This window comes from Nonomuraea fastidiosa, from assembly GCF_042751225.1.
Lineage (GTDB): Bacteria > Actinomycetota > Actinomycetes > Streptosporangiales > Streptosporangiaceae > Nonomuraea > Nonomuraea fastidiosa.
Genome location: NZ_CP170570.1, coordinates 1,884,744 through 1,910,048, shown reverse-complemented (window position 1 = coordinate 1,910,048; position 25,305 = coordinate 1,884,744). Strand labels below are relative to the sequence as shown.

At 69.9% G+C, this 25,305-nt stretch carries 26 protein-coding genes; 14 read left to right on the top strand and 12 right to left on the bottom strand.

What is annotated here, in order from left to right; translation table 11 throughout:
* The first annotated feature begins 40 nt into the window (after nucleotides 1–40).
* Nucleotides 41–769: an MBL fold metallo-hydrolase gene (locus tag ACFMQL_RS08575; protein WP_364069033.1), complete on the top strand. Its 729-nt coding sequence runs from the start codon at nucleotides 41–43 to the stop codon at nucleotides 767–769.
* A gap of 27 nt (nucleotides 770–796) precedes the next feature.
* Nucleotides 797–1,672: a RecB family exonuclease gene (locus ACFMQL_RS08570; protein ID WP_378785164.1), complete on the top strand. Its 876-nt coding sequence runs from the start codon at nucleotides 797–799 to the stop codon at nucleotides 1,670–1,672.
* 9 nt (nucleotides 1,673–1,681) lie between these two features.
* Here the strand turns inward: ACFMQL_RS08570 and ACFMQL_RS08565 are convergent, their stop codons facing one another.
* The 3 genes from ACFMQL_RS08565 to ACFMQL_RS08555 all read right to left on the bottom strand — a co-directional run bounded on the left by ACFMQL_RS08565 (nucleotide 1,682) and on the right by ACFMQL_RS08555 (nucleotide 5,889).
* The gene (locus ACFMQL_RS08565; RefSeq protein WP_364069037.1) at nucleotides 1,682–2,584 is read right to left on the bottom strand and encodes an oxygenase MpaB family protein; all 903 of its coding nucleotides are present in this window, start codon (nucleotides 2,582–2,584) and stop codon (nucleotides 1,682–1,684) included.
* Between the two features lie 13 nt (nucleotides 2,585–2,597).
* On the bottom strand, nucleotides 2,598–3,488 hold the full coding sequence (locus ACFMQL_RS08560) for an alpha/beta hydrolase (protein ID WP_364069039.1): 891 nt from the start codon (nucleotides 3,486–3,488) through the stop codon (nucleotides 2,598–2,600).
* Nucleotides 3,489–4,032: 544 nt separating this feature from the next.
* The gene (locus tag ACFMQL_RS08555) at nucleotides 4,033–5,889 is read right to left on the bottom strand and encodes a DEAD/DEAH box helicase (protein ID WP_364069041.1); all 1,857 of its coding nucleotides are present in this window, start codon (nucleotides 5,887–5,889) and stop codon (nucleotides 4,033–4,035) included.
* 350 nt (nucleotides 5,890–6,239) lie between these two features.
* Here ACFMQL_RS08555 and ACFMQL_RS08550 point away from each other — a divergent pair, with 350 nt between their 5' ends.
* The gene (locus tag ACFMQL_RS08550) at nucleotides 6,240–6,884 is read left to right on the top strand and encodes a ferritin-like fold-containing protein (protein WP_364069043.1); all 645 of its coding nucleotides are present in this window, start codon (nucleotides 6,240–6,242) and stop codon (nucleotides 6,882–6,884) included.
* Between the two features lie 1,202 nt (nucleotides 6,885–8,086).
* Here ACFMQL_RS08550 and ACFMQL_RS08545 read toward each other — a convergent pair.
* From ACFMQL_RS08545 to ACFMQL_RS08520, 6 genes are all read right to left on the bottom strand, one after another.
* Complete coding sequence (locus tag ACFMQL_RS08545; RefSeq protein ID WP_345389806.1) at nucleotides 8,087–8,320, bottom strand: DUF3107 domain-containing protein; 234 nt, start codon at nucleotides 8,318–8,320, stop codon at nucleotides 8,087–8,089.
* Between the two features lie 88 nt (nucleotides 8,321–8,408).
* Nucleotides 8,409–9,029 (bottom strand): TetR/AcrR family transcriptional regulator, encoded by a 621-nt coding sequence (locus ACFMQL_RS08540; RefSeq protein WP_364069045.1) that lies wholly within the window; start codon nucleotides 9,027–9,029, stop codon nucleotides 8,409–8,411.
* A 123-nt stretch (nucleotides 9,030–9,152) separates the two neighbouring features.
* Nucleotides 9,153–9,368, bottom strand: coding sequence for a hypothetical protein (locus ACFMQL_RS08535; RefSeq protein ID WP_364069047.1), 216 nt, complete (start codon nucleotides 9,366–9,368; stop codon nucleotides 9,153–9,155).
* Nucleotides 9,369–9,402: 34 nt separating this feature from the next.
* The gene (ligD, locus tag ACFMQL_RS08530; protein WP_378785161.1) at nucleotides 9,403–10,275 is read right to left on the bottom strand and encodes a non-homologous end-joining DNA ligase; all 873 of its coding nucleotides are present in this window, start codon (nucleotides 10,273–10,275) and stop codon (nucleotides 9,403–9,405) included.
* Nucleotides 10,272–10,880 carry a hypothetical protein gene (locus ACFMQL_RS08525; protein ID WP_378785159.1) on the bottom strand — a complete coding sequence of 203 codons (609 nt, stop codon included), beginning with the start codon at nucleotides 10,878–10,880 and terminating at the stop codon, nucleotides 10,272–10,274. The genes ligD and ACFMQL_RS08525 overlap by 4 nt, the downstream gene beginning before the upstream one ends.
* Entirely contained in the window at nucleotides 10,874–11,173 is a 300-nt protein-coding gene (locus tag ACFMQL_RS08520) for a hypothetical protein (protein ID WP_378785157.1), read from the bottom strand. Before ACFMQL_RS08520 ends, ACFMQL_RS08525 begins: the two co-directional genes overlap by 7 nt.
* Before the next feature lie 60 nt (nucleotides 11,174–11,233).
* Here ACFMQL_RS08520 and ACFMQL_RS08515 point away from each other — a divergent pair, with 60 nt between their 5' ends.
* The 3 genes from ACFMQL_RS08515 to ACFMQL_RS08505 all read left to right on the top strand — a co-directional run bounded on the left by ACFMQL_RS08515 (nucleotide 11,234) and on the right by ACFMQL_RS08505 (nucleotide 14,572).
* Nucleotides 11,234–12,133 (top strand): Ku protein, encoded by a 900-nt coding sequence (locus tag ACFMQL_RS08515; protein WP_364069053.1) that lies wholly within the window; start codon nucleotides 11,234–11,236, stop codon nucleotides 12,131–12,133.
* Between the two features lie 1,406 nt (nucleotides 12,134–13,539).
* On the top strand, nucleotides 13,540–13,866 hold the full coding sequence (locus ACFMQL_RS08510; RefSeq protein WP_364069055.1) for a hypothetical protein: 327 nt from the start codon (nucleotides 13,540–13,542) through the stop codon (nucleotides 13,864–13,866).
* Nucleotides 13,867–14,428: 562 nt separating this feature from the next.
* On the top strand, nucleotides 14,429–14,572 hold the full coding sequence (locus tag ACFMQL_RS08505; protein WP_378785155.1) for a hypothetical protein: 144 nt from the start codon (nucleotides 14,429–14,431) through the stop codon (nucleotides 14,570–14,572).
* 768 nt (nucleotides 14,573–15,340) lie between these two features.
* On the opposite strand, the gene ACFMQL_RS08500 is transcribed toward ACFMQL_RS08505, so the two are convergent.
* The 3 genes from ACFMQL_RS08500 to ACFMQL_RS08490 form a co-directional block, all read right to left on the bottom strand.
* The gene (locus ACFMQL_RS08500; RefSeq protein WP_364069057.1) at nucleotides 15,341–15,649 is read right to left on the bottom strand and encodes a hypothetical protein; all 309 of its coding nucleotides are present in this window, start codon (nucleotides 15,647–15,649) and stop codon (nucleotides 15,341–15,343) included.
* 448 nt (nucleotides 15,650–16,097) lie between these two features.
* On the bottom strand, nucleotides 16,098–16,457 hold the full coding sequence (locus ACFMQL_RS08495; protein ID WP_364069059.1) for a hypothetical protein: 360 nt from the start codon (nucleotides 16,455–16,457) through the stop codon (nucleotides 16,098–16,100).
* 1,100 nt (nucleotides 16,458–17,557) lie between these two features.
* Nucleotides 17,558–17,899, bottom strand: a complete 342-nt coding sequence (locus ACFMQL_RS08490) for a hypothetical protein (RefSeq protein ID WP_364069061.1) — start codon at nucleotides 17,897–17,899, stop codon at nucleotides 17,558–17,560.
* 154 nt (nucleotides 17,900–18,053) lie between these two features.
* Between ACFMQL_RS08490 and ACFMQL_RS08485 the strand changes: the two genes are divergently transcribed.
* The 8 genes from ACFMQL_RS08485 to ACFMQL_RS08450 all read left to right on the top strand — a co-directional run bounded on the left by ACFMQL_RS08485 (nucleotide 18,054) and on the right by ACFMQL_RS08450 (nucleotide 25,198).
* On the top strand, nucleotides 18,054–18,953 hold the full coding sequence (locus ACFMQL_RS08485; RefSeq protein WP_364069063.1) for an alpha/beta hydrolase: 900 nt from the start codon (nucleotides 18,054–18,056) through the stop codon (nucleotides 18,951–18,953).
* A 44-nt stretch (nucleotides 18,954–18,997) separates the two neighbouring features.
* Entirely contained in the window at nucleotides 18,998–20,179 is a 1,182-nt protein-coding gene (moeZ, locus tag ACFMQL_RS08480; RefSeq protein ID WP_364069065.1) for an adenylyltransferase/sulfurtransferase MoeZ, read from the top strand.
* A 38-nt stretch (nucleotides 20,180–20,217) separates the two neighbouring features.
* Entirely contained in the window at nucleotides 20,218–20,940 is a 723-nt protein-coding gene (locus ACFMQL_RS08475; RefSeq protein ID WP_364069067.1) for a hypothetical protein, read from the top strand.
* 35 nt (nucleotides 20,941–20,975) lie between these two features.
* Entirely contained in the window at nucleotides 20,976–22,205 is a 1,230-nt protein-coding gene (locus ACFMQL_RS08470) for a S8 family serine peptidase (RefSeq protein WP_364069069.1), read from the top strand.
* A gap of 159 nt (nucleotides 22,206–22,364) precedes the next feature.
* A complete protein-coding gene (locus ACFMQL_RS08465) occupies nucleotides 22,365–23,165 on the top strand; it encodes a hypothetical protein (RefSeq protein ID WP_378785152.1) in 801 nt (266 codons plus the stop codon).
* A complete protein-coding gene (locus tag ACFMQL_RS08460; protein WP_378785150.1) occupies nucleotides 23,159–24,310 on the top strand; it encodes a S8 family serine peptidase in 1,152 nt (383 codons plus the stop codon). The genes ACFMQL_RS08465 and ACFMQL_RS08460 overlap by 7 nt, the downstream gene beginning before the upstream one ends.
* A 226-nt stretch (nucleotides 24,311–24,536) precedes the next feature.
* On the top strand, nucleotides 24,537–24,896 hold the full coding sequence (locus tag ACFMQL_RS08455; RefSeq protein ID WP_364069075.1) for a hypothetical protein: 360 nt from the start codon (nucleotides 24,537–24,539) through the stop codon (nucleotides 24,894–24,896).
* A complete protein-coding gene (locus ACFMQL_RS08450) occupies nucleotides 24,884–25,198 on the top strand; it encodes an MGMT family protein (RefSeq protein ID WP_364069077.1) in 315 nt (104 codons plus the stop codon). The genes ACFMQL_RS08455 and ACFMQL_RS08450 overlap by 13 nt, the downstream gene beginning before the upstream one ends.
* The last annotated feature ends 107 nt before the right edge of the window (nucleotides 25,199–25,305 follow it).

Here is a 25,305-nt window from a genome sequence, read left to right as displayed (position 1 = left end):
AGATTCGCTCTGTCAGGTAGACGGGCTAGAGTTCGGAGGCGTGACAGCGCGTATCGAGCGAGTGGTGACCGAGGGTGTCGTCGACATCGACGGCACCGAGCACAAGGTCGAGAACAACACGTGGATCGTGGGTGACGACGACGAGGTCATCGTCATCGACGCGGCGCGTGACGCCGACAAGATCATGGAGCAGGTGGGCGAGCGCGAGGTGCTGGCCGTCATCTGCACGGCGGGCCTGCCCGACCACGTCGCGGCCGCCATCGAGGTGGCCAGCAGAGACGAGGCCGTGATCGCCCTGCACCCCAAGGACAAGCCGCTGTGGCGGGAGACCTGGCGGGAGACCTGGCCCGACATCGACATGGAGGACGACGGCGTCTTCGAGGTGGCCGGCGTCCAGCTCGACGTCTTGGAGACGCCCGGGATCACGCCAGGCGGCGTGTCGCTCTACTCCGAGGGTCTCAAGGCCGTCTTCACCGGTAAGGCTCTGCAGGCCGACGGCCCCGGCAAGCTCGGCGGCGAATACCCCGCACTGGCCGACCAGCTCACCTCGATCGGCGGGCGGCTTTTCACGCTGCCGGCCGAGACGCGGGTGCTGCCCGCCCACGGTGAGGAGGTCACGATCGGCGACCTGGAGCCCCACTTCGACGACTGGGTGTCCGGCTCGCTGACCCGGAGCAAGACCGACGACGAGGGCGAGGGCGAGGGCGAGACGCCGCTCACCGACGGCACCAAGATCTCCGGCATCACGCTCAGCCCGGGCGACGACTAGGTGCAGGGGCAGCTTCCGCTCGAAGGGATGCCGCGGCGGCTCTACTCGTGCACGCCGTCGCGGTTGAACACCTGGCTCGACTGCCGCCGCCGCTACCGGTTCACCTACCTCGACCGGCCGCAGCCGTCCAAGGGTCCTGCCTGGGCGCACAACAGCGTGGGCGCGAGCGTGCACAACGCGCTGGCGGGATGGTGGCGTGAGCCGTACGAGCGCCGCACGCCGCTCACGGCCGCCGTCCTGCTCACCAACGGATGGATCACCGAGGGGTTCAGGGACGCCGAGCAGTCGGGGCGCTGGCTGGAGAGGGCCCGCGACCTCGTGTCCGGCTACGTCGCGACCCTCGATCCCTCCGACGATCCGGTGGGCGTCGAGCGCACGGTCGCCACGCGGACCAAGGTCATCGCGCTGTCCGGCCGCATCGACCGGCTCGACCGGCGCGGAGACGAACTGGTCGTGGTCGACTACAAGACAGGCCGCCGGCCGCTCACCCAGGACGACGCCCGCGGGTCGCTGGCCCTGGCCACGTACGCGGTGGCCGCCTCGACCATGATGCGCACCCCGTGCCGTACGGTCGAGCTGCACCACCTGCCCACCGGCGAGATCGTCCAGTGGCGCCACACCGACGAGTCGCTGGCCCGCCACATCGCCCGCGCCGAAGAGGTGGCCATGGAGGCCGCCGAGGCCGACGACCGCTACCGCGAGGCCGTCGCCACGCCACAGGGCACCCGCCGCGCGCCCGGCGACCGGCAGCAGGTCGGGCCCGCGCAGGTGCCCGCCGACGTCGACAAGCTCTTCGCGCCCAACCCCGGCCCCCTCTGCTCGTGGTGCGACTTCCGCCGTCACTGTCCTGAAGGGCAGGCGGCGGCCCCTGAACGCCAGCCGTGGGACGGCCTCGCCGAGTGACGGCGGGGCTCACCCGGCGGCGGTCTTGGGCCAGCGGCGGGGGTCGATGAGACCCCTGAGCCCTTTGCCGACGTCGTAACCCGCCGCGCCGAGCCGTTCCCGCGCGCCCTGCAACATGCTGCGGGTCGCGGGCATGAAGGCGCGGTCGTGCACGGGCTCGGGCAGCGCGTTCAACCCGAACCTGAACGCCTTCAGCGCCGCCGTCACCGTGGCCTGCGGCACCTCGGGCAGCAGGCCGTACATGCGCCTGGCCCAGTCCGGCAGCGTGTAGTAGCACAGCGCGCCGAACGGGAAGTAGACCGGCTTGCCCGGCGACAGCAGGCGCAGCTCGCGCGGCAGCTTCGGCCACAGCAGGAACCGCACCGCCGACACCGCCTCCGGCGTCACCCGCAGCCGCGGGCGTACCTCCTTGAAGTAGGCGGCCATCTCCGCGCACGAGCCGGGCACGTCGTCGGGGTGCAGGCCCACGTACGCGGCGCTCTTGCGCTGCTCGCGCAGGTAGCGGTCGGCCTGCCGCTCGGTGAGCGCGAGCCCGCCGCGCCTGGCCACCTCCAGGTACGACGACACCTCCGCGCAGTGCACCCACAGCAGCAGCTCGGGATCGTCCACGCGATGCGTCCTGCCCGTCTCGGGGTCGCGGATGCGCAGCGCCTTGTGGATGCCGCGCACCCGGCGGCCGATCTCGCCGGCCTCCTCCGGGCTGCCGAACGTCACCCGCCCCACGAAGTCGGCCGTGCGGCGCAGCCGGCCGAACGGGTCGTCCTGGAAGTTCGAGTTCTGCCAGACGCCGAGCATGGCCAGCGGGTGCAGCGCCTGCAGCATCAGGCCACGTACGCCGCCCACCCACATCGACCGGTCGAGATGCACCACCCAGGTCGCCGTCTGCGGCGGCTGAACGACGAGGTCGGTCATAGTGACCGAAGGATTACACGGTGCTGGACCTCGTGTCCAAAAAGTGCTTCTCGGCCGCGTTCCAGAACCGCACCAGCGCCGCCGCCGTCGTCTCCGGCGCCTCGACCGCCGGGGAGTGCACCGCGCCCGGCACCACCACGGACTCCGCTCCGAGCCTGGCCGCCATGTCCGACTGCGCCTCGGGCGGCCAGCCGTCGTCGTGCTCGCCGTACAGCACCAGCGTCGGCACCTCGATCTGGCGCAGCTCGTCCGTACGGTCGCCCATCGTCAGCACCTGCTCGGCCATGCGTGACAGCCCGACAGGCGAGTTGGCCAGCAGGCGCTTGTGCAGGAACTCGACGATGTCGTCGGGCACGTCGTCGGCCAGCGCCTCGGGCTCGAACCTGGAACGCCACACGTGCTCCAGGCCCAGCGTCGGCGCCTCCTCCATGATCTTCCTGCCATGGTGGGCACGCCTGCCCTCGATCGGGCCGGGGCCCGAGCTCATCAGCGTGAACGAGGCGAACTTCGTCCGGCCGTCGATCACCGCCTCCCGCGCCACCAGCCCGCCGAACGAGTGGCCCACCAGGTGGACCGGGTCGCCGTCGCCGATCACCTGGGACAGCGCGTCCACGTCGGCGCCCAGGGCGGCGCACGTGTAGGCGGCCGGGTCGTCGGGGCCCGGGGTCTCGTACTGGCCGCGCAGATCGATCGCCACCACGCGGCGGCCCGACTGGGCCAGCGTCATCAGGACCGCGATGAAATCTTCCTTGCTGCCCGTCAGCCCTGGGACGAGGAGCGCGGGCCAGCGCTCAACCACACCACTGACCGGCACCGCCTCCAGGGCCGCGAACGTGCCCTGTGGCGTCTCGATCTTCTGTGGTGCAACGCCAGGAGGCAGGTCGAGGAATCGCGGCGTACTCACGTGGGGCAACAATACCCAGAGGTCAGCGCCTCGACACCGGCATGACGACGACGCCGGTGCGAGTTCTGACCGCTTGCGACGAATGGGCGGATCGCGTAGACGGGGGTCTTGGAGCCCGTCCCGTACGACCGTGGCCGCCCCGATGGCTCTGTATGGCACTCACAGCTCGTCACTTGCCGTGCCGTGCTCCCTTGTCCAAGGAGACGACCCAGACACCCCAGCGTCCCGCTGAGCGCCGTGCACGTGCCCCTGCGCCGCCACACACGCGGCCTGCGCTCCGGCTGGAAACGAACGCGACGAAAACGCCTGGCACGCCCGACCGGCGTGCGTCCACGCAACTGGCGCACCGGCGGTTCGTCCGTGAGAGACGCGCACTGGCTACTCGTGCGCGCGAAACGCGCGCCGGCCACTCGTGCGTGAGAGACGCGCGCCGGCCATTCGTGCGCGAGAAGCGAAGGGGCGTGCATGTGAGCAAGCGGCCGCACACGCGAAAGGCGCGCACCCTGACTCGGTTCCGGGTGCGCGCCCTCTGCTCGCTCTGCGGTCAGCCGCGGCGGCGGCCGCCGCGGGACTGGCGGCGCTGCTGCTTGCGCTCGGTCGCGGCCGACGGCGCGATGTCGTCGTCGTCCGTGGCCAGGTCGGGCGACTGGAAGATCACCGTGAACGGGTTCGGCGGGATGATCCGCTCCGGCTCCTTGCGCGCCGGGGCGGGCGGCGCCGGGTAGTCCGCCTCAGGCTCGTCGTCGTACCGGTCGGACGGCGCGGCGACCGGCGGGGCCGCCTCGACGGTCTCCGGCTCGGCGGACGCGGCCCTGCGGGCACGCGTGCGACGCGCCGGCGCCTCGCTCTCCTCGGCGGCCGTCTCGGCGGAACGGCGTACGCGGGTGCGCTTGGCCGGCGCCTCCACCGTCTCCTCCGCCTCGGCGGCGCTGCGCCGGGCGCGGGTGCGGCGGGCCGGTGCCTCGGGGGCGTCGGCGAGTGCCTCCTCGATGGCCGAGGAGGCGGCGCCCCTGCGCGTACGTCCGCGCCTGGCCTCGCCCGCGGCCTCGATCTCGTCCGTTGTGAAGATCGCCGGAGTCTCCTCCGCCTGGTTGTTCACGGGCTCGACCTCCGGCTTCTCGACAGGTGCGGTCTCCACCAGCTCCTTGCCGCCGCGCAGACGGCGGCGCTGGCGCGGCTGACGCGCGGGGCGCTCGTCGCGCTCGTCCCTGCGCCGCCCGCCACGCGTGCGGGCCCGGCCGGTCTCGCCGAGGTCCTCGATGCGCTCGGCCGCCAGCCCCGCCCGCGAGCGGTTGGCGTGCGGCAGCACGCCCTTGGTGCCCTCGGGGATGTTGAGCTCGGAGTAGACGTGAGGCGAGGTCGAGTACGTCTCGGCGGGCTCGGTGAAGTCGAGGCCGAGCATCTGGTTGATGAGCTTCCAGCGGGTCAGCTCCTCCCACTCGACGAACGTGACCGCGGTGCCCGTGCGCCCGGCCCGGCCGGTACGGCCGATGCGGTGCACGTAGGTCTTGTCGTCGGTGGGGCAGTCGTAGTTGACCACGTGGGTGACGTCGTCGATGTCGATGCCGCGCGCCGCCACGTCGGTGGCCACCAGCACGTCGATCTTGCCGTTGCGGAACGCCCGCAGCGCCTGCTCGCGCTGGCCCTGGCCGAGGTCGCCGTGGACGGCCGCGACCGCGAAACCACGCGTGTCGAGCTGGTCGGCGACCATGTCGCAGGCGCGCTTGGTCTCGCAGAAGACCATCGTGAGCCCGCGGCCCTCGGCCTGCAGCAGGCGGGCGAGGATCTCGATCTTGTCCATCCGGTGCGTGCGCCAGACGATCTGGCGTACCTGCGGCGTGGCCTCGCCCTCGCCGCTCTCCAGCTCGGCGCGCACGTGCGTCGGACGGTTGAGGTATTTACGCGACAGGGCGACGATCTCGCCCGGCATCGTGGCCGAGAACAGCATCGTCTGCCGCTGCGCCGGGATCAGCTTGAAGATCCGCTCGATGTCGGGCAGGAAGCCCAGGTCGAGCATCCTGTCGGCCTCGTCGAGCACGAGCGTGGTGATCTGGCCCAGGTCGAGGTGCTTCTGCTTGACGAGGTCGAGCAGCCGGCCCGGCGTGCCGACGATGACGTCGACGCCGGCCTTCAGCGCCTCGATCTGCGGCTCGTACGCGCGGCCGCCGTAAACGGTCAGGACCCGGGAGCCGAGCTTGCCGGCGGCGGTCACCAGGTCTTCGCTGACCTGCACGGCCAGCTCGCGGGTCGGCACGACGACCAGCCCGCGGGGCTTCTTGCGGTTCTTCCGCGGCTTGCCGATGCTCTGCAGCATCGCGATGCCGAACGCGTAGGTCTTGCCCGTACCCGTGCGCGCCTGCCCGATCAGGTCCTGGCCGCTCAGCGCGAGCGGAAGTGCCATCTCTTGGATGGGGAACGGTGTGACGATGCCCTCGGTCTCAAGGGCATCGGCGATCTCTGGTGTGACTCCGAGGTCTCGGAAAGTCGTCAGCGTGGCCTGCCTCAGTCTCAAATGAAGGCGGGCCTGCCGGGACCGACGGGCGGATACAGCCCCCGTGTCGTGGGTCCTCGCGGTAGAGCCAGCCCTCTCGCGTCATCAGCGACCGCGCACCCGGGGAATCGGGGGTATTCGGGACAATGGCCCGAATTAACACAGTGCGGTCGCACTTTCACAGAGCAGTGTACTCGATACCACAACGCTGGCCGAGCTTGCGTATGTTCCCGAAGATTAGCCGAAGTACGCTGCCTTCCATGAAGGAGTCTCCTGGAGTCGTCGACCTGCTCGGTGTGCTGGCGTACGCGGAGCTCAGCGCGTACGCGCGCATGACCGAGGACGCCGCCACGCTGGCGCCCACGCTGGCGGACCGCGCGGCGCTGAGCGAGCTGGCCGTCACCGAGTACGCCCACTTCCGCCTGCTCCGCGACCGGCTCGCCGAGCTCGGGGCCGATCCCGACGAGGCCATGTCGCCGTTCGTGGGCGCGCTGGACGCCTGGCACGCGCAGACCCGGCCGGCCGACTGGCTGCAGGCTCTGGTCAAGACGTACGTGGGGGACGGCATCGCGCACGACTTTTACCGGGAGGCCGCACGGCACCTCGACCCGTCGGTCGCCTCGCTGGTCGATGAGGTGCTGGTGGACGAGGAACGGTCGAAGTTCGCGGTCGAAAGGGTGCGGGCGGGCATCGAGGCCGAGCCGACGGCCGCCGGGCGGCTCGCACTGTGGGCGCGCCGCCTGGTGGGCGAGGCGCTGAGCCAGGGACAGCAGGTGGCCTCCGCGCGTCCTGAGCTGGCCCGGCTCCTGATGGAATCGCAGGGCGAGGGGCACACCGACATCTCGCGCCTGTTCGCCAGACTCACGGAGGCTCACAACAAGCGCATGGCCGCCATGGGCATCTGACCCCCACCCCACCCGCCTCGATCTTGACTGATCGGCCGGGCCGCCGCCGACTCCACCGGATCCTCCTCGACCATCCGAAGGCGTCGCCCACGCCCGGCCGCCACTCACCCGCCCGGAGGCGTCTTCCACGTCCGGCCGCCACTCACTCGCCCGGAGGCGTCTTCCACGTCCGGCCGCCACTCACTCGCCCGCCGGCGTCTTCCACGTCCGGCCGCCACTCACTCGCCCGCCTCCCGGCGTGGTCACTCGTCTTGCACAGGGGCCCCACCTGCGTCTGGGAGGGCTGTCCGCCCGTTCCAGGAAAGGGCGCATGACCTCGGAGAAGCCGCCCGCAGCGCGGAGGGGCGGGCCCGCCCCGTGGAAGCCGCTCAGGTCCGGGGGAGCCGCTGATCGGCCGGCGGCGTCACCGCCCAACGCCCCAGACGCGGACCGCAGTGCCGAGGCCGCGCGTCCTGCACAGCCGGCCGCCCTCCTCTCGCGAAGGGAGTCACCGCGCACCGCGGGGCGGTGGTACCGCTCGACTCGTGGAGAAGGGCGCGTCCGCTGAAAGGTCGTCCGCCGAAACGACCGCTCGATTGCATCCGCTCGCTTGCAGAAGCCCGCTCGATCCGTTCAAAAGGAAGGGCTGCACGCCTTGGAAGCAGGCTCGGAAGCCCTCGCCCAGGCCGAACGGGGTGGTAGACGTGCGTCTGCGGGGTGGTTGTGGGAGTGTTGGGTGGCTCGTGGGAGGTGGTGTTGCGCTAACGGGCGGCGCACGGCGCTGAACGGTTGTACCGTGCCGACATGAGGGCCTCGCGCCGCTACGGCAATTCCTTGACGAGATGTGGGCCGAACCGCTGGGTACCCCGCGCAGTGCTGCGAAGGGAGAGCGCGGCCTGCCCGGCTGCGGAGTCGGGCCGGACGTGCGTTCCGTGCCCCCGCCGCCCCCGCGGCTGCCTGCTTCGCCGTTCCCCCCGCGTCTGAACCACCGCTCCGGTCCGAACCTACGGGACCTTCCGACTACTGACCCCCGCACGCATCCGCAACCGACCGTCCGCGTCGCCGTCGCATGCTGCCCGGAGACATCGCGGGAGCCGACAAGACGGGGCGCGGGACGGCGCCGGGCCGAGCCCAAAGACCACCAGGGACCTCGGACCGGCTGAACCACGCCGGTGACGGCGAAGGGTACGGCGATCGGAGCCGTACCCTTCCCGAAACAGCTCTTACAACGTCCCGCCGAATCCGACCGGGCGGGACTCGTCCTCCCCGATCTCGATGAACCCGAGCGAGGCCACCGGCACCACGACCCGCCTGCCCTTGACATCGGTCAGCGCGAACACGCCGCCGCGATCGACGGACAGGGCGTTCCTGATCTCCTGCTCCACCTGGTCGGCGGAGAGGTCGGTCTCGACAACGAGCTCGCGGTGTACGGAACGTACGCCGATCTTGACTTCCATCGTGGCTCCCTAGGTGACGGGCTGGCTCACCTTCATCGTGGCCGGTCGCACCGGTGAACACGACGAATGATCGCGCCCAGCGAACGGGTTATGCCGTACGCGGAAAACCGCTGATGCCCCGCCACGCGAGCCGGGCCATGAGCTGCTCGGCCGCGTCCTTGGGGATCGAGCCCTTCGTGGTGACCCAGTAGCGAGCGCTCACCTCGGCCATGCCGACCAGGCCCACACCGAGCAGATGAGCCTCGTCGCTGGTGCAGCCGGTGTCCTCCTGGATCAGCTCGCTGACCATCTCCGCGCAGTCGCTCAGCGCGCGTTCGACCCGCTGCCGCACCGGCGCGACGTTGCGCAGGTCGGACTCGAAGACCAGCCGGAACGCCTCGCCCTGCGTGGAGACGAAGTCGAAGAAGGCGCTGAACGTGGCCTGCACGCGCAGCTTGTTCTCCTGCGTGGAGGCGAGGGCCTCGCGGCAGCGGTTGACCATGTCGTCGACATGGAGGTCGAGCAGCGCGAGATAGAGCTCGAGCTTGCCGGGGAAGTGCTGGTAGAGCACGGGCTTGCTGACCCCGGCCCGGTCGGCGATCTCGTCCATGGCGGCCGCGTGATAGCCGTTCTCCACGAACACTTCCTGCGCGGCGCTCAGGAGCTGCCGGCGGCGGGCCAGGCGGGGCAGCCGGGTGCCCCGGGGCTTGGCATCCGGGGTTGCGGTCACGCGGGTCTCCATTGGTCTCTCAGCGAACTGTGCGGACATCCTACGTGCGGCAGGTCGCCGGCGTCGGACGCGTCCGTCCGCCTCCGACCCCCTTCACGCAGGTCACCGCCGCCGGGCCGGGGCTCAGCGGTAATAGTCGTCGTCGTCGAGATCGACCACGCGGTCCTGGTCGGCCCCGTCGGCGGGGTCGACGTCGAGCGGGAGCTCCCGGCGCAACTGCCCGGTGCTCTGGAGCATCTCGCGCTGCTGCTCGATCGCGTCCGCCTCGGGCGTCTCGATCGACAGCTCCTCCTCTTCGGTGTACGGACCTTCGTCCCCGCGTACGTCCATCTCCGACATCTTCGGCCCCCTTCTCGGTGTGGACGGAACCAGACTACGCCCGGCTGAAAAGGTCGCCGTGCTTCTCCACTCTCGCAAGTACGTCGGGCGCCGTGAACACCAGATCCTCAGGGTGTTCGCAGCCCTCGACCTCTTCCCAGGTGAGCGGAGTCGACACGGTCGGTTGTTCCCTGGCACGCAGAGAATAGGGTGCCACGGTGGTCTTCGCGGGGTTGTTCTGACTCCAGTCGATGAACACCTTGCCGGGCCGCGCCTTCTTCGTCATCACGCTGACGACCTGATCGGGGTGCTCCTTCTCCAGGAGCTGGGCCAGCCTCTTGGCGTACGCGGACGGCTCCTCGCGGCGGTCCCAGTCCGCGTACAGCTGCATGCCCTTGCTGCCGCTGGTCTTCGGCAGCGCGGTGAGCCCTTCGGCACCGAGCACCTCGCGCAGCATGAGCGCCACCCGCGTGCACTCGACGATGGTGGCGGGCGGGCCGGGGTCGAGGTCGAACACCAGCGTGTCGGGCGGCAGCGCCTGCCCGTCGTCGTCCACGCGCCACTGGGGGACGTGCAGTTCGAGCGCGGCGAGGTTGGCGTAGTAGACGAGCGTGGGCAGGTCGTCGACGACGGCGAAGTCGATGGTCTCGCGGTTCTTGGTGCTGCCGGGCGCGGGCAGGTTGACGCGCCTTACCCAGTCGGGGGTGTGCTCGGGGGCGTTCTTCTCGAAGAACGACTGTCCCGTCACGCCGTTGGGGTAGCGCTTGACGGTCAGGGGACGTCCCCGCAGATGCGGCAGCAGGACGGGGGCGACGCGGCTGTAATAGTCGATGATCTCGGCCTTGGTGAACCCGTTGTCGGGATAGAGGACCTTGTCGAGGTTGCTCAAGGTCAGCTCGCGCCCGTCGACTTTGACCGGCACCTTCATGGCGTCACCTCCGCGGGGAGCTTGTCGGGGCGCAGGCCGCGCCACACGGGGTGTCGCAACCGCTGGTCGTCGGTCCACATCGTGTAGGCCACCTCCCCGACGAGATCGGGCCTAACCCACCGATTGCGCCACGGCACCTGATCGGCGAACGGGCTGTACGGCACCTCCAGCGGGCGCAACATGCGGTGCAGGTCGTCGAGCGCGGCGTCGGTGAAGCCGGTGCCGACGTGGCCCACGTACGTCAGCCCCCGCTCCGTGAACACCCCCATGGCCAGCGAGCCGATCCCGCCCGCGCGCCGCCCCTTACCGGGCTTCCAGCCGCCGATGACGACCTCGCGGACGTTCAGGTTCTTGATTTTGATCCAGTACGGCGAGCGCGTGCCCGGCCTGTAGGGGGAGTCGAGGCGCTTGGCGACCACGCCTTCGAGCCCCTGCTCGGAAGTGGCGGCGAGCAGGCCGGAGTCGCCGGGGAAGTACGGGGGCGCGCCGATGTCCAGCTCGTCGAGCAGCGCCCTGCGGTCGCGGTACGGCAGGTCGAACAGCGGTACGCCGTCGAGGTAGAGCAGGTCGAAGGGCAGGTACGTGACGGGGTAGCGCTTCAGCATGGCCGGCTGGGGTCGGTGAGGTGCATGCGGTGCTGGAGCCGGATGAAGCTGGGCTTGCCGCGCGCGTCGAGGGCGACCACCTCGCCGTCGATCACAGCGTTCTTCACCCCGAACACCGAAATTTCGGGATAGCGGCGCGTGTACTCGACTCCATGCCTCCCCGTCACCCTTGTCCCGCCGTTGACATGGATCAGGGCGCGGATGCCGTCCCACTTGACCTCCAGCCCGTACCGGTCGCGATCCGGCGGTAGTTCCCCAGGTACGGCGAGCATCGGTTCGACCGGGTATGGCATTGCTTGCCCCATGACGGGTATGTGCCCCACGGTGGGCCGTTGAGAGCTTGAGGAGTGACCATGCGCAGCATCTGGAAAGGTGCGATCTCCTTCGGTCTGGTCACGATCCCGGTCAAGCTGTACTCCGCCACGGAACAGAAGGACGTCACGTTCCACCAGGTCCACCGCAAAGACGGCGGCCGCATCCGCTACAAGCGCGTGTGCACCCAGGACGGCGAAGAGGTCCCGTACTCCGACATCGCCAAGGGCTACGAGCTGGCCACCGGCGAGATGGTCGTGCTCACCGACGAGGACTTCGAGGACCTGCCGCTCAGCAGCTCGCGCAGGATCGACGTCCTGCAGTTCACCCCCGCCGAGCAGATCGACCCCATCTACTTCGCCAAGTCGTACTACCTGGAGCCCGACGCGCAGGGCGCGAAGCCGTACGTGCTGCTGCGCAACGCCCTGGAGAGCTCGGGGCAGGTCGCCGTCGTCAAGGTCGCCCTGCGCCAGCGCGAGTCCCTCGCGACACTGCGCGTCCGCGACGGCGTCTTCGTCCTGGAGACCATGCTCTGGCCGGACGAGATCCGCGAGCCCGACTTCGCCTTCCTCGACGAGGACATCGAGGTACGTCCCCAGGAGCTCAAGATGGCGGAGTCCCTCATCAGCACCATGGAGTCGGACTTCGACCCGAGCGAGTACCACGACACCTACCGCGAGGCCCTGCAAGAGGTCATCGAGGCCAAGGTGGCGGGCAAGGAGGTCATCCCGGCCCAGGAGGAAGAGGAGGCCAAGCCCGCCGTGGACCTGATGGCCGCCCTGCGGGCCAGCGTGGAGGCCGCGAAGCGGGAACGAGAAGGCGCCTCCGCCAAGCCGAAGAAGACGGTCGCCGGGAAGGCGAAGGACTCCAAGGCGTCGTCCAAGGAGTCGAAGGACGAAGAGAAGGCACCCGCCAAGCGCAAGACCCGCAAGACCGCCTGACACCGCGCACGTCCAGCACCGGCAGCCCGGACGCTCCGGCAACCGCCGACTCGGACGCTCTGGCGCTGGCAACCGAACGCAGACGCGCTCCGCCACCGCGCCCCGAACGCGGCCGCTCGCGCAGTAATCGACGTGTCCGATCCCGAGCACGCCGTCTACTAACGCGACCGCTCGCGCATGCGGCGCCCGAGCCGGGATGTTGCGGCACCGCGCTCGCAAACGGCCACTCGGCACTAGGCACCTGCACGCGGTCGCTTGGGCACGGGGCACCCGCACACAGCCGCTCGACGTCAGGAGCGGCCTGTGGCGCGAACCTTGGCACCACGCCTGCCCTAACGCGTGACAGCGGTGGGCGCGATCAATGGCCGGCGGCGTTGACGCCGCGAGGGCTAGCTGCAAGTCCCACGTGAACCGACACGTCCGGACACCTACGTGACCGTGTCGCCTGGGCGGAGGCCGCAGCAGTGGCGTAGTGCGGGTGCGTCAGCAGTGGCGTGGTGCGGGTGCGTCGCTCCCCACCTCACGCGTAGCCCTCCCCTGCGTCGGTGACGATGGCCGGCGGATGCCCCCGATACACGGGACCCCGGCGCGCCTCTCCGGCACCCACAGCCGTTCAGCTCCGGCTGTCCCTGGTTGGAGCGCGGCACCGCCCAGCACCGGCTGTCAGGCCGCGTCGATGGGCCTGGTGCGGTGTGGTGTGGACGTGCGGCAGCGGCTCCACGTCGAGACTGCCTGGGTTCCGCCTGTGGCGTCCCGCTGACGTCCCGCTGTGGCGTCCCGCTCGTAGCGTCCGCCGCCCGGGGAGGTAGCCGCGCCTGCCCGGGGAGGTAGCCGCGCCTGGGGGATACCCGTGCCCGGGGAGTAGCTGCGTCCGGGGGAGTACCTGTGCTCGGGGAGCAGCCGCGCCCGGGGAGTACCCGTGCCCGGGAAGTAGCCGCGCTCGGGGGAGTAGCTGCCCAAGAGGAGAGTAGCTGCGCTTGCAGCGAGTGTGCGCTGCGCCTACCACCCCGTACCGGTCATGCCGGGCTGGCACGCGGCGTGCGCGTCGGCCCGTCGCACGGGAGATCCTCGCTGCCCCGAGACGCCCTGTACGGCGTCCCCTGCTAAGTGACGCGCCCTCCAGGGGCCGGGGAGGGGCTTGCGCCCTCAGGCCGCCTTGGTCGCCGCTCCCCGGGCGCGTCGGCGAAAAGGACATATCACCTTAATTCACATCATTTCATTGGATAGATGGCTAATGCAAGCAATAAGATTCTTAATGCAGAGCAAAATGAATGCGCTTCTGTTTGTGTGCCGATCTGCCGGAAATGACACTTCGTGGATGGCTCTTCAGCAGGCGTCCAAGACCTGTTTCCGGTTATCCGGGAACGTCGAGAACGGGGCAATCGATCCTTTAGGGGGAAAACGCAATGCCCAAGCTCAAGAGTGTTATCGCGGGCCTCGCCATCAGCACCGCGCTGACCGGCGGCGTGGTCAGCGCCGGTGCCGCCACCACCTCCGCCAGCGCCGACGCTGCCACGCAGGTCAGCACCGGCAACTCCGTCCTCGCCGGCTGCGGCGGCTGGGGCTGGGGCTCGCGGCGCTGCGGTTGGGGCTGGGGACACCGTCGTCACCACCACCACAGGCTGCGGGTGAAGGTCAGGGTCTTCAACCGTAACGTCAACCGCAACCACGAGCACCGCCACCACGACCACCGCAACCTGCCGCCGCGCGTCGCCGATGCGGAAACCCGTTGATATGACCGCGTGACAATGGCGTAGGAAATCTCGGTTTCCTAGTCTCCGCGGGATTCAAAGTGAGGGCTCTCCCGGTGCTTCCGGGGGGCCCTCGCTGCATCGTTCTTGGCCCATTCTTAAGTTCTGGCGGTGGGCTTTCGGCGTTGTGCGCGAATTGCAGTACTGCGGGACATGAACCGGCTCTGATGAGCCTCTGCCGTGCGGGCCCGGTGCCCGCACGGTTTCTTGCTCGCCGCCCAGGTCGATGTCGCCCTGATGGTGTCTCTGGACGAGTGAGCCGGCCTGCACATGAACGGCCTCGTGCGGCTTGTACCCGTTGCGGGTTGCGAGCTCGGTCGCCGCGCTCTTGGCGGCCGTCGGGCAAGAAGCGCGGTCTCGCGAGCCGAACGTGCCCTGCGAGGCGGCGTGCGGTCTGTGAGGCGGAGCGTTCCTGCCAGGCGGAGTGTGGCCTGCGAGGCGGGTCAGCCGGCGGTCGGGCTCGGAGGTGCGGTTCGTCACGTGGGCATCCCTCCTCAGCGGGAACGCGGTCTTGCCAAGCGGAGTGTGGCCCGAGAGGCGGAACGTGGTCTTGCCGGGTGAGGACACGGCCATCGAGCGGCCGATGCTCTCCTGCGCATCCGCCGCCGGGGCGGGCGTCGGCGACTACGCTCCCGCCGCCGGGATGCCGGACGGCCGCCTGGGCGACCTTTGCCCGCGCGGACGGTGACGGACGCTCGGGGCGGGCCTGCCCGGGTGCTGGCCGAGTGCTGTGTGCGGTCAGGGGTGAATCGCTGTGCAGTGCCGCTGAGGCGAGACGGTGAGCGCGACGCGGCTCAAGGCTGAGGCGAGACGGTGAGCGCGACGCGATTCAAGGCTGAGGCGAGACGGTGACCGGCATGCGGGATAAGGGTTGTGCGGTGCGGCCGGTGGCTGCGGCTCCGGGGTGCTGAATGTGCGGGGCTGAATCGGTGGCGGCGAAAGTGAGTGCGGACTGGGGCAGGGAGGGGTGAATGCGGTAGGGGGAAGGGCGCGGTGCCTGCTCGCCTTCGGCGGTGCGCTTGAGTGGGCTCGCACCTGGGTGGACGAGGTCGGGTGAGTGGTCCTGAGCGGCGGGGAGGTTGGGCGCGGCGGCCTGTCTGCGGTGGGGGATGGGTGCCGCCGGTGCTCGCCTTCGGTGAGGTGGTTGAGCGGGCGGCGACGCTTGGTGGGTGTGGATGGCTGGGTGGTCCTGTGCGGTGGTGGGGTGGTTCGTTGGACGGCGGTGGGGTGGACGAGTGGATGGACCCCGTGCGATCAGATGGGGGCCGGATGAAACCGGGGCGGTGAGGTGGGGGATGGATCCTGGGCGGTGAGGTGGAGGTGGACGGGGTGAGTGCCCGCATTCCGGTGTGCCCTGTCCTTGGCGCCGAGGACGTCGGGTGGCTTCCGGTGAATACGGGCACTCATTTCAGGTTCGGCCTGAGTTCATCGCATGGGCGGACTCATCGGCCGGGGACTACCACCGCCTGTCGTGGCGGTTGTCGTTGTGGTTGTGGTTCTTGTTGACGATGACGATGCGGATCCGGCCGACACCGTGGTGGTGGCGGTGACCCCACCTCTTCCAGGGCTTCCAGCCCCAGCCCCAGCCGCAACGGCGGGGACGCCAGCCGCAGCCGTGTCCGGCCAGGACCGACTTGCCGGCGGTGATCTGGGTGGTGGCGGCGTTGGCGCTCGCGGTGGTTGTGGCGGCCCCGAGGCTGACCACACCGCCCGTAAGAGCGGTGCTCATGGCGAGACCGGCGATGACACTCTTGAGCTTGGGCATTGCGCTTTCCCCCTAAAGGATCGATTGCCCCGTTCGCGGATGAGACTTGCGATTCATCCGCACAGTGCATATTTCCCGACGAAAGCAGAAGAAACGGACATTAGCGGCTCTTGTCCTAGTCCAGTACTTCTCATGACGCGGCGCGCCCATAGAAGGGCGACAGAGCGCGCCGGAGCCGGGCGAATAAGCCGCGCACGGGAGAATGTGCGGGCATAGGAAAACGCCCCAAGGCATGGAACGGGTGCGCGCCGGCACCCGTCGTTCCACGCGCGAAATCCCGGCCGCGGACGCGACCGGGAAATGACGCAGTGAGGGCCTCCCAGACGATGCCGGGAGGGCCCTCACCGGTATTACCGCGAAGACGAGGAGAATGAACCTCAGGCCGAACCGCGCGTGAAATGCGGACCGTCCACGAGAACTCCTTGCGCCATCAATGCACGGCCATCTGCTACCAGTTGCGGTTGTGGTGGTGGTCGTGACGCTCGCGGGGGCTGTTGTCGTTCACGTTGTCGTTGCGGACGATGATGCAGATCTCGCCGCGGTGACGACGGTGGCCCCAGCCCCAGCCGCCCCAGCCCCAGCCGCCGCCGTGGTTCTTACCGCAGCGGGCGTGGTGGTGGTGGTGACGGTGGTGGTGACGGCGGTTACCCCAGCCCCAGCCCCAGCCGTCGTCCATGAGGACGGACGTGCCGGTGCTGACCTGGGTGGTGGCGCCCGCGGCGGACGTGGCCGCGCCCACGCCCACAACGCCGCCGGTCACCGCCGTGCTGAGGGCGAGGCCTGCGATAACACTCTTGAGCTTGGGCATTGTGTTTCCCCCTAAAGGATCGATTGCCCCGTTCTCGGCCGTTTCCTATTTGACAGGAAACAGATCTTGGACGGCTGCTGAAGGCTCATCCGTCGAATGTCATTTCCGTGCCGAAGGGCGGGCAAACGGCGAAGACCCCATTTTGCTCTGCATTAACAATCTTATTGCTCGCATTACATAATTATCAAATGATAAGAGATGATATGTCCGATTCGACGGCATATCGAACCGCGAAGCGCGGGTGGCAAGGGGCGGCCATCGCGGGTCGCCGGACGTGCCGGAAGTGCCGTTCGCGGCGGTCGTGCGCAGGCGGCGATTGCGCGCGCGGATGTGAAATTCCGCGAGCGCGAGAAAAGCCGCGACGCCGAGCCCGATAAAATGCCGGACATCGCGTTGAGGCCGGCCGGATGCACCATTCAGGTGATGCGTGCGCGGCCGCTCGCCGATGCCGAGCGTCGTGCGGGCGCGGCGGCGGCCATCGTGGTACGGGGGAGGCCCCCGGAGATGTCTGCCGCTCTGCGTTGGTCCCCGGGCGTGACGGCCGACGGCCACTCTCCGTTAACGGTGAGTGGCGTTGGTGTCACGCTGGGTACCGTGATGCTTTCCGGGTCGGTGTGTCATAAACGGCAAGCGCCAGCTTTTGCCACATGCTTGGGGCGGCAAGAGATCGATTAGAGATCTATGACGTGAAATGTCCAGGTATGGGCGGATCTGTCCATCTGTTGATGTGCGGGGTTGTTGGGGCAGATGGGGCGTTTGGGGCGGTCGAGACGGGTGGACGTGAGGTGAGGTGGGTCGGGGATCAGCGTTGCTCGGTGGGGATGGCGCCAACCGGTGGGGATGGCGCTGATCTGTGGGGATGGGGGCGATCGGTGTGGCTCGGCCGGCGGGGTGGCCAGGACGGCTGTCTGCTGGGCGTGCCCCTCCCGAGAGTCGGGCCGGCGCGCAGGCGCCCTCCGCGGGGGGCGGGCGGCCAGGAGGTACGTCTCCGAGCGGTCGGGTGGTCGGGGGCCTGTCTCCTGAGGTGGCTGGGGTGTCGCGAGGGTGGGGTGCGGGAGCTCGCCGCACGGGACGGGCTAGCGGCGGCCCGGCTTCTTGAGCTAGCGGCGGCCCAGCTTCTTGAGGTAGTGGCCGTACGCGTAGCCCGTCAGCTTGTTCTCTGTCCCCTTGATCTGGCGCCAGTCGCCGACCTTCGTGCACGGCCCCCACGTGCGGTCGCCGGGATAGATCTTGTCCAGCACCTCGCCGCCGGGCTGTACCCGGATGTTCAGGTGCGTCTTCACCCGTACCACTCGATAGAGGCACTCCACGCGCTCCTCCGAGGCGGCCATGGCGGCCGCGTCGGCGGGCCGGGCGGTACCGCAGCAGAAAGCGCCGCAGCACAGAGCGCCGCAGCTCAGAGCTGCGGCGGCGAGTGGAGCGGCGATACGGCTGGTGAGCATTGACTACCCCTGTCCCTGTCCGGGGGCTATCGGGTCACATGTCCAGAAAAATCATGGAAATAACCGCCCTGTACGGAATCCAGACCGCCCGTAGAAGCGATGGTTATCGTCAGAGGAAGGGGAAGACGCGTTCGAGGAACGAGGAGGAGCAGCGATGACCGCGGAGCCGGTCCCGCACTGGCCGGGCAGGATGATCGGTCCGGTGCACGTCAGGTCCACCCCCGAAGGCCCCGCGGAGCAGGCGGTGTTCGTGCACGGCCTGGCCGGTTCGGCGACCAACTGGACCGACCTGATGGACGAGCTCAAGGACACGGTCACCGGCCACGCCATCGATCTTCCCGGTGCCGGCTTCTCGCCCGCCCCCGCAGACGGCGACTACTCCGTGGCGGCCCATTCCAACGTGGTGATCGGCCTGCTGGAGCACACGGGCCCCGCCCACCTGTTCGGCAACTCGATGGGCGGCGCGATCTCCGTCAGGGTCGCCGCCCAGCGGCCCGACCTGGTGCGCTCGCTCACGCTCATCTCCCCGGCGCTGCCCGACCTGCTGCCCCGCTACGGCCCCATCCGGGTGGCCGCCGCCGCGATACCCCGGCTGGGCGAGTGGGTGGCCGACCGGCTGCGCCTGGTGCCCGTCGAACAGCGCATCACCGCGTCCATGGCCATGGTCTACGCCGACATGCGGGCGGTCCACCCCGTACGCCTGCGCGACGCCATCGAGGAGCAGCGCAGGCGCGACGAGCTGCCGTACGCGGGCCAGGCGATCGTGGGCTCGGCGCGCGGCATCGTGTCGGAGTACTTCCGCAGGGGCGAGGAGAACCTGTGGCGGCAGGCGGCCAAGGTCAAGGCGCCCACGCTGATCATCCACGGACGCCACGACCGGCTGGTGCGCCCGGCGATGGCGAAGAAGGCGTACCGTACATTCCGGCAGGTCAGGCTGGTTCTTCTGCCGACGGCGGGACACGTGGCGATGATGGAGATGCCGCGCGTCGTGGCGGCCGAGGCGCGGCGTCTGATCAGTGAGACGCGATTGGGGAATGCCCCACTGCCCAGCTAGGTTTCACAATGAGATGGGTCCCCTTTAAAACGGGAGCGTAGAAAGTGTCGTTGCCACCGCTGGTCGAGCCGGCCGATGAGCTGACCGTCGACGAAGTGCGCCGCTACTCACGCCACCTGATCATTCCCGACGTGGGCATGGCGGGGCAGAAGCGGCTGAAGAACGCCAAGGTGCTGTGTGTGGGCGCCGGGGGCCTGGGCTCGCCCACGCTGATGTACCTCGCCGCGGCGGGCGTCGGCACCCTCGGCATCATCGACTTCGACGTGGTCGATGAGTCCAACCTGCAGCGCCAGGTCATTCACGGCCAGTCCGACGTGGGCAGGCCCAAGGCCGAGAGCGCCGCCGCGACGATCCGCGAGATCAACCCGCTGGTCAACGTCGTGATCCACGACACGATGCTGGCCGTCGACAACGTCATGGAGATCTTCTCCGGCTACGACCTCATCGTCGACGGCACCGACAACTTCGCCACCCGCTACATGGTCAACGACGCGGCGGTGCTGCTCGGCAAGCCGTACGTCTGGGGCTCGATCTACCGCTTCGACGGCCAGGCCAGCGTCTTCTGGGCCGAGCACGGCCCCTGCTACCGCTGCCTCTACCCGGAGCCCCCGCCTCCCGGCATGGTGCCGTCGTGCGCCGAGGGCGGCGTGCTCGGCGTGCTGTGCGCGTCGATCGGCTCCATCCAGGTCAACGAGGCCATCAAGCTGCTGACCGGCATCGGCGACCCGCTGGTCGGGCGACTGATGATCTACGACGCCCTGGAGATGAAGTACCGCGACGTCAAGGTCCGTAAGGACCCCGAGTGCGTGCTGTGCGGCAAGAACCCGACGCTGACCACGCTCCTCGACGACTACGAGGCGTTCTGCGGCGCGATCTCCGATGAGGCCGCCGAGGCGGCCAGCGGCTCGACGATCACGGCGCAGGAGCTCAAGGGCATGATGGACCGCGGCGAGAACATCTTCCTCGTCGACGTCCGCGAGCCCAACGAGTACGAGATCGTCAACATCCCCGGCGCCACGCTGATCCCGAAGGGCGAGTTCCTCAACGGCTCGGCCCTGGAGAAGCTGCCGCAGGACAAGAAGATCGTGCTCCACTGCAAGTCGGGTGCGCGTTCGGCCGAGGCGCTCGCGGTCGTCAAGAACGCCGGCTTCTCCGACGCCGTCCACGTCGGCGGCGGCGTGCTGAGCTGGATCAAGACGGTCGACCCGAGCCTGCCCACCTATTAAGCGGTTTCCGCCGGGACCTCCCGGTTAAGGTCGTTGCCGTGAACTCCGCCCGTCCATGGCCGACCCTCGTGGTGGCCTCCGCGCTGACGCTGATCTGCGCGGTGGCCGCCGGGGTCGCGGGGAGCGCGGCCGGCACGGAGCTCACCCGCGGCCCGACGGCGGCCGAGCTACGTGCCGCGGCCCAGCGCGAGGTCGCAGAGCGCTGGCGCACCTGGCCGGCGGGCCGCATCTTTCCCGCGACGCTGCCCTACTCCGCCGAGCAGGGCGGCCGGGAACGTGCCAGAAGAATCGGCATCTCGCCGCGCACCTCCTGCGACGGCGAGGCGGTGGACGCCGCCGCCGTCGAGGCGCTGCGCCGGGCCGGGTGCAAGGGCGTGCTGCGGGCCACGTACGTCGACGCGCTGCGCGGCGTGCTCGTCACCGTCGGCGTGGTGGCGCTGCGCGACGAGGCCCACGCCGTACGCGCGAGGTCCGCGTTCTCCGACACCGGCAAGCCCACCCCAGGGCTGCGGCCGGTCGCCTTCCGCAAGACGCTGGCCGACCGGTTCACGCCCGGTGTGCGCGAGGCGGGATCGGTCCGCCAGGCGGGCCCGTACCTCGTGCTCACCACCTCGGGCCAGGTGGACGGGCGGCCCGCGAAGGCGGCGGGCGAGCCGCGGCCGTCCATCTTCGCCTTCGCCACCGAGATCTCCGAGCAGGTGCTCGCCGAGCTGAGCAGGCCCCGCATGCCCGACTGCGGATCGGGGGAGTGGCGGTGCTGAAAGGGCGCGCGAGAGCGTTGCGAAGGAGCGCGACGGTGCTGAAAGGGCGCGCGAGAGCGTTGCGAAGGGGCGCGGCGGCCGCCGCGGCCGTCGCGCTGCTGTGGCCGCCCGCGCCCGCGTCCGCCGATGACGTGCGCGGCGGGCAGCGCGCGGTGATCGAGACGCTGGCGCTGACCAAGGCGTGGCGGGTCAGCAAGGGCGCCGGGGTGACGGTGGCCGTGCTGGACTCGGGCGTCGATCCTCACCACCGCGACCTGGCCGGGTCCGTACGCGTCGGCAAGGACTTCACCGCCGGCGCGAACCCGCCCGGCACCGCTCCCAGCAGGTTGCACGGCACGTACATGGCGTCGCTGATCGCCGGGCACGGCCACGGGCCAGACCGAAAACGGGGGATCATCGGCGTGGCGCCCGAAGCGGACGTACTGTCGGTAAGGGTCATCCTGGAGGACGAGGAGCCGGGTTTCCTGACGTTCAACTCGGCCGAGCGCTTCGAGAACGTGGTGGCCAGGGGCATCCGCTACGCGGTCGACGAAGGGGCCGACGTGATCAACCTGTCGATCTCCAAGGAGCTGGCCACCCGCGAGGAGCGGGCGGCCGTGCGCTACGCGATCGGCAAGGGCGTGGTGCTGGTCGCCGCCGCGGGGAACGACGGTGACAGGAAGACCCACGGCGACTTCGCTCCCTACTCCTATCCGGCGGCGTTCCCCGGCGTGGTGTCGGTGGGGGCGACCGACCGGCGGCTGCGGCGGGCTGCGTTCTCCAACTGGAACTCCTCGGTGCTGGTGGCCGCGCCGGGCGTGGACATCATGGGCGCGGGCCCCGGTGACGAGTACTGGGTCGGCAGGGGCACGTCGCAGGCGACCGCGCTGGTGTCGGGCGTCGCCGCCCTCATTAAGTCGAAATATCCGGAGATGTCGCCGCCGCTCGTCGCGCGAGCCCTGGCCGCGAGCGCCAAGGACCTGCCGCCCGGCGGCTACGACACCGGCACCGGCTTCGGCGTCGTCAACGCCGCGCGGGCGCTCTCCGAGGCGTCCAGGCTGGCGGGACACACCGAGGTGGCCAAGGGCGAGCAGGCGCACGACCCGGCCAGGCCGCTGGCCGGCGGGCGTTCGGGCCCCATCGACGTCGTCATCAGGGACGAGCGGCGCGTCACGATCTACGCGGCCGTCGCCGCCGGTGCCGCCGCAGGAGCGCTGGCCTCCCTCGCCGTCATCTTTATCCTGGTCAGACGCGTACGGCGGGGGCACATGTCGCAAGACGCATGATCCGCCCCTTCAGGGGGACGAAATAGACATCGATGCGAATGCGGGAACGAGGCGGTGGTGAAGGCACGTAGGTCGACGACAGGGCTACCGCGCGCCGAGGGGGACGCCACGCAGAGGCGGAGGAACCCGCTCGGCGCCACAACCGGCCGCCGCTCGCGTGTGCGCTCGTGGCCGGCGGCGAACTCGCGTCAGCGCACGGCAGCCAAGGAACGCGCCGAACTGGCGGCGCTCCAGCAGGGAATCCGTTACCGCCGCGCCTTCGTGGTGCTGCTCGGGACCATCATCGCCGTCTCGGCGCTCGTCGTGCTGCTCGGCACCGTCGGACTGTTCACCGAGACGCGCTCGCGGCCGCTGACGTCCGCCGAGCAGAGCCGCTACCAGCAGGAGGAGGTCGCCCGCCGATGGCAGGCGTGGCCCGCCACCGGCGTCTTCCCCGAAGAGGTCAAATACCTCGGACTCGACCGCGCCCAGCAGTACGCCAGGCGCGTCGGCATCGCACCCGAGACCGACTGCGGCAAGGGCGTGGACGCCTCCGTGGCCGCCGTGCTGCAGAACCACGGCTGCAGGACGCTGCTGCGGGCCACGTACGTCGACCAGACCGCCACCTTCGTCTTCACCATCGGCGTGGCCGTGCTCGAAGACGAGGAGGCGCGGGTCTCCGCCGGCGAGGAGCTGACCCAGGACGACCGCGTCGGCGTGCTGCCCGTCGCCTTCCCCGGCACCGTCACCGAGCGCTTCGGCCCCGAGCAGCGGCAGCGGACGAGCTGGGTGGGCGCGGGGCCGTACATCGTCTTCTCGACCGGCGGGTACGCCGACGGGCGCACCAGGGCCGCGATCCCGCCCGAGGAGATCCTGCACAGCGAGCTGTGGCCGGCCGCCAAGTCCATCGGCAACCAGATCGCCTACTTCCTCGCGGACCCGCCCACGGTGCCGCCCTGCACTCAGGGGAACGTGTGCTGACCGTCGTACGCGTGCTGACCGCCGCCGTGCTCGCCTTCTCCGGCACCACGGCGGATCCGATAAAAGCGCAGCAGGAGTGGGTGCTGGACGCGCTCAACGTCAAGCAGGCGTGGACGGTCACCAAGGGCGAGGGCGTCACCGTCGCCGTTGTGGACAGCGCCGTGGACACGCGCGTCAAGGAGCTCAAGGGCCGCGTCACCACCGGCCCCGACATGACCACGGGCTCGGTGCAGCGCGAGCTGCCGCCCGGCCGGCACGGCACCGCCATGGCCGCGCTCATCGCCGGCTCGGGCAAGGGCGACGGCTACACCGGCGTCGCGCCGTCCGCGCGCATCCTGTCGCTGCCCATGGTCATCGACGAGGAGCCCGGCTCCGCCGTGCCGCCCATGGAGGAGCAGCCGGGCGTCCAGAGCCCGCTGGCCCGCGCCCTGCGCTACGCCGCCAACCACGGCGCCCAGGTCGTCAGCATGTCGATCGGCTCCTACGGCCCGCTCAGGTCCGAGCGCGAGGCCGTCTCGTACGCGCTGAGCAAAGGCGTCGTGCTGGTCGCCGCCGTCGGCAACGACGGCCAGACCCAGTACGCCAGGGACAAGGGCACCTCCTACTGGAGCTTCCCGGCCGGTTACCCGGGCGTCATCGGTGTGGCCGCCGTCGACAAGCAGGGCAAGCGGGCTTCGTTCAGCAGCGACAACCTGTCCGTGCTGGTCTCCGCGCCCGGCGTGGACGTCCCCGTCGTCAAGCGCGGCAGCGGCTACGAGCTGTCCCAGGGCACCAGCTCCGCCGCCGCGCTCGTGGCCGGTGTGGCCGCGCTGCTCAAGGCGCGCTATCCGGCCCTGGCGCCCGAGCAGGTGGCGCAGGCGCTCGCCGCCAGCGCCAGGGGACGCCCCGCCGCCGGCGACGACGACGAGACCGGCTTCGGCGTGGTGGACGCCGCCGCCGCGCTCAACGCCGCCGAGCGGCTCGTCGGCGCCAAGCGCAGCATCACGCCCGGCGTCGAGCACTTCGGCCAGGGCGAGGATACGCCGGTGCCCAGCCGTCCGGGGCCCGACCCGGTCCGGCTGTGGCTGTACGGGGGCGGCGTGCTCGTGGCGCTCGCCATGTTCTGCGGCGCGATCGTCGTGCTCAACCAGCGCAAGGAGCAGTGACCTCGACCGGCGCAAGGGGCGATGACCCCGACCGGCGCAAGGAGCGACGCCCCCGACCGGCGTAGAGAGCGATGACCTCGATCGGCGCCAGGGGCGATGACCTGGGGCAGCACAAGGAGTGATGACCTCCGTCAGCGCAGGGAGCCATGACGGACCCGACCAGGCATAACAGCGGTTTCGTGAACAGGTTTCCAGGTCGGGAGAAGATCCGCTATGGTCCCCCGTCATGGGATACGAGCTGCGAGTGGTACGCGAGTCGCCACTCGCCTTCGCCGAGCTGGCGAAGGCCATCGCGCCGGCCGGTTTCGAGCTGCGCGGATCCGACGAGATCGTGGCCGGCCACGGAGACGCCAAGCACACCGTGGCCCGCTGGCAGGGCCAGGTCGTCGGTGAGCCGGGCTCCGACTGGCAGGTGGCCCAGCTCCTGCGTCTGTCCACCGCGCTCGGCGCCCGGCTCGTGGGCGAGGACGGCGAGGTCTACTCGCTGCGCGACGGCGTGATGGAGGTCGCCACCGGCGACAGCGTCATGGAGCTCGGCAAGTTCGATGAGATCATCGAGGCGGGTCCGGCGGCGTGGAGCCCATAAGCCCGTTCGCGGAGCGGGTGCTCGATCTCGTCGAGCGCATCCCGCCCGGCAAGGTCATGTCGTACGGCGACATCGCCGAATACCTCGGCGAGGGCGGGCCGCGCCAGGTCGGCAAGGTGATGTCCATCTGGGGCGGCGGTGTGCCGTGGTGGCGCGTCGTGCACGCCGACGGCTCCGGCGCGGCGCCTGACCACCTGCAACGTTGCCTGGCTCACTGGCGCGAAGAGGGCACGCCGCTGCGCGGCGACCGGGTCGACATGCGCCTGGCCCGCTGGGACGGGCGTTCAGCCGATTTTCAGTAACCCTCCTGACCTGCACTTTCGTCGAACAGGCGATTTCGTGACATGTGACTCCCATTACCATGGGCGAAACAGTGATGGCGGCCTGAAAGGCGGTGCCTCCCCTATGG

What these genes read in the sequence shown, in the direction of transcription:
- ACFMQL_RS08455 (WP_364069075.1), top strand. Translation starts at nt 24,537, where the DNA reads ATGGGATACGAGCTGCGAGTGGTACGCGAGTCGCCACTCGCCTTCGCC.
- ACFMQL_RS08490 (WP_364069061.1), bottom strand. Translation starts at nt 17,899, where the DNA reads ATGCTCACCAGCCGTATCGCCGCTCCACTCGCCGCCGCAGCTCTGAGC.
- ACFMQL_RS08500 (WP_364069057.1), bottom strand. Translation starts at nt 15,649, where the DNA reads ATGCCCAAGCTCAAGAGTGTCATCGCCGGTCTCGCCATGAGCACCGCT.
- ligD (WP_378785161.1), bottom strand. Translation starts at nt 10,275, where the DNA reads ATGAAGGTGCCGGTCAAAGTCGACGGGCGCGAGCTGACCTTGAGCAAC.
- ACFMQL_RS08485 (WP_364069063.1), top strand. Translation starts at nt 18,054, where the DNA reads ATGACCGCGGAGCCGGTCCCGCACTGGCCGGGCAGGATGATCGGTCCG.
- ACFMQL_RS08555 (WP_364069041.1), bottom strand. Translation starts at nt 5,889, where the DNA reads ATGGCACTTCCGCTCGCGCTGAGCGGCCAGGACCTGATCGGGCAGGCG.
- ACFMQL_RS08550 (WP_364069043.1), top strand. Translation starts at nt 6,240, where the DNA reads ATGAAGGAGTCTCCTGGAGTCGTCGACCTGCTCGGTGTGCTGGCGTAC.
- ACFMQL_RS08535 (WP_364069047.1), bottom strand. Translation starts at nt 9,368, where the DNA reads ATGTCGGAGATGGACGTACGCGGGGACGAAGGTCCGTACACCGAAGAG.
- ACFMQL_RS08545 (WP_345389806.1), bottom strand. Translation starts at nt 8,320, where the DNA reads ATGGAAGTCAAGATCGGCGTACGTTCCGTACACCGCGAGCTCGTTGTC.
- ACFMQL_RS08520 (WP_378785157.1), bottom strand. Translation starts at nt 11,173, where the DNA reads ATGCCATACCCGGTCGAACCGATGCTCGCCGTACCTGGGGAACTACCG.
- ACFMQL_RS08515 (WP_364069053.1), top strand. Translation starts at nt 11,234, where the DNA reads ATGCGCAGCATCTGGAAAGGTGCGATCTCCTTCGGTCTGGTCACGATC.
- ACFMQL_RS08565 (WP_364069037.1), bottom strand. Translation starts at nt 2,584, where the DNA reads ATGACCGACCTCGTCGTTCAGCCGCCGCAGACGGCGACCTGGGTGGTG.
- ACFMQL_RS08510 (WP_364069055.1), top strand. Translation starts at nt 13,540, where the DNA reads ATGCCCAAGCTCAAGAGTGTTATCGCGGGCCTCGCCATCAGCACCGCG.
- ACFMQL_RS08570 (WP_378785164.1), top strand. Translation starts at nt 797, where the DNA reads ATGCCGCGGCGGCTCTACTCGTGCACGCCGTCGCGGTTGAACACCTGG.
- ACFMQL_RS08495 (WP_364069059.1), bottom strand. Translation starts at nt 16,457, where the DNA reads ATGCCCAAGCTCAAGAGTGTTATCGCAGGCCTCGCCCTCAGCACGGCG.
- ACFMQL_RS08525 (WP_378785159.1), bottom strand. Translation starts at nt 10,880, where the DNA reads ATGCTGAAGCGCTACCCCGTCACGTACCTGCCCTTCGACCTGCTCTAC.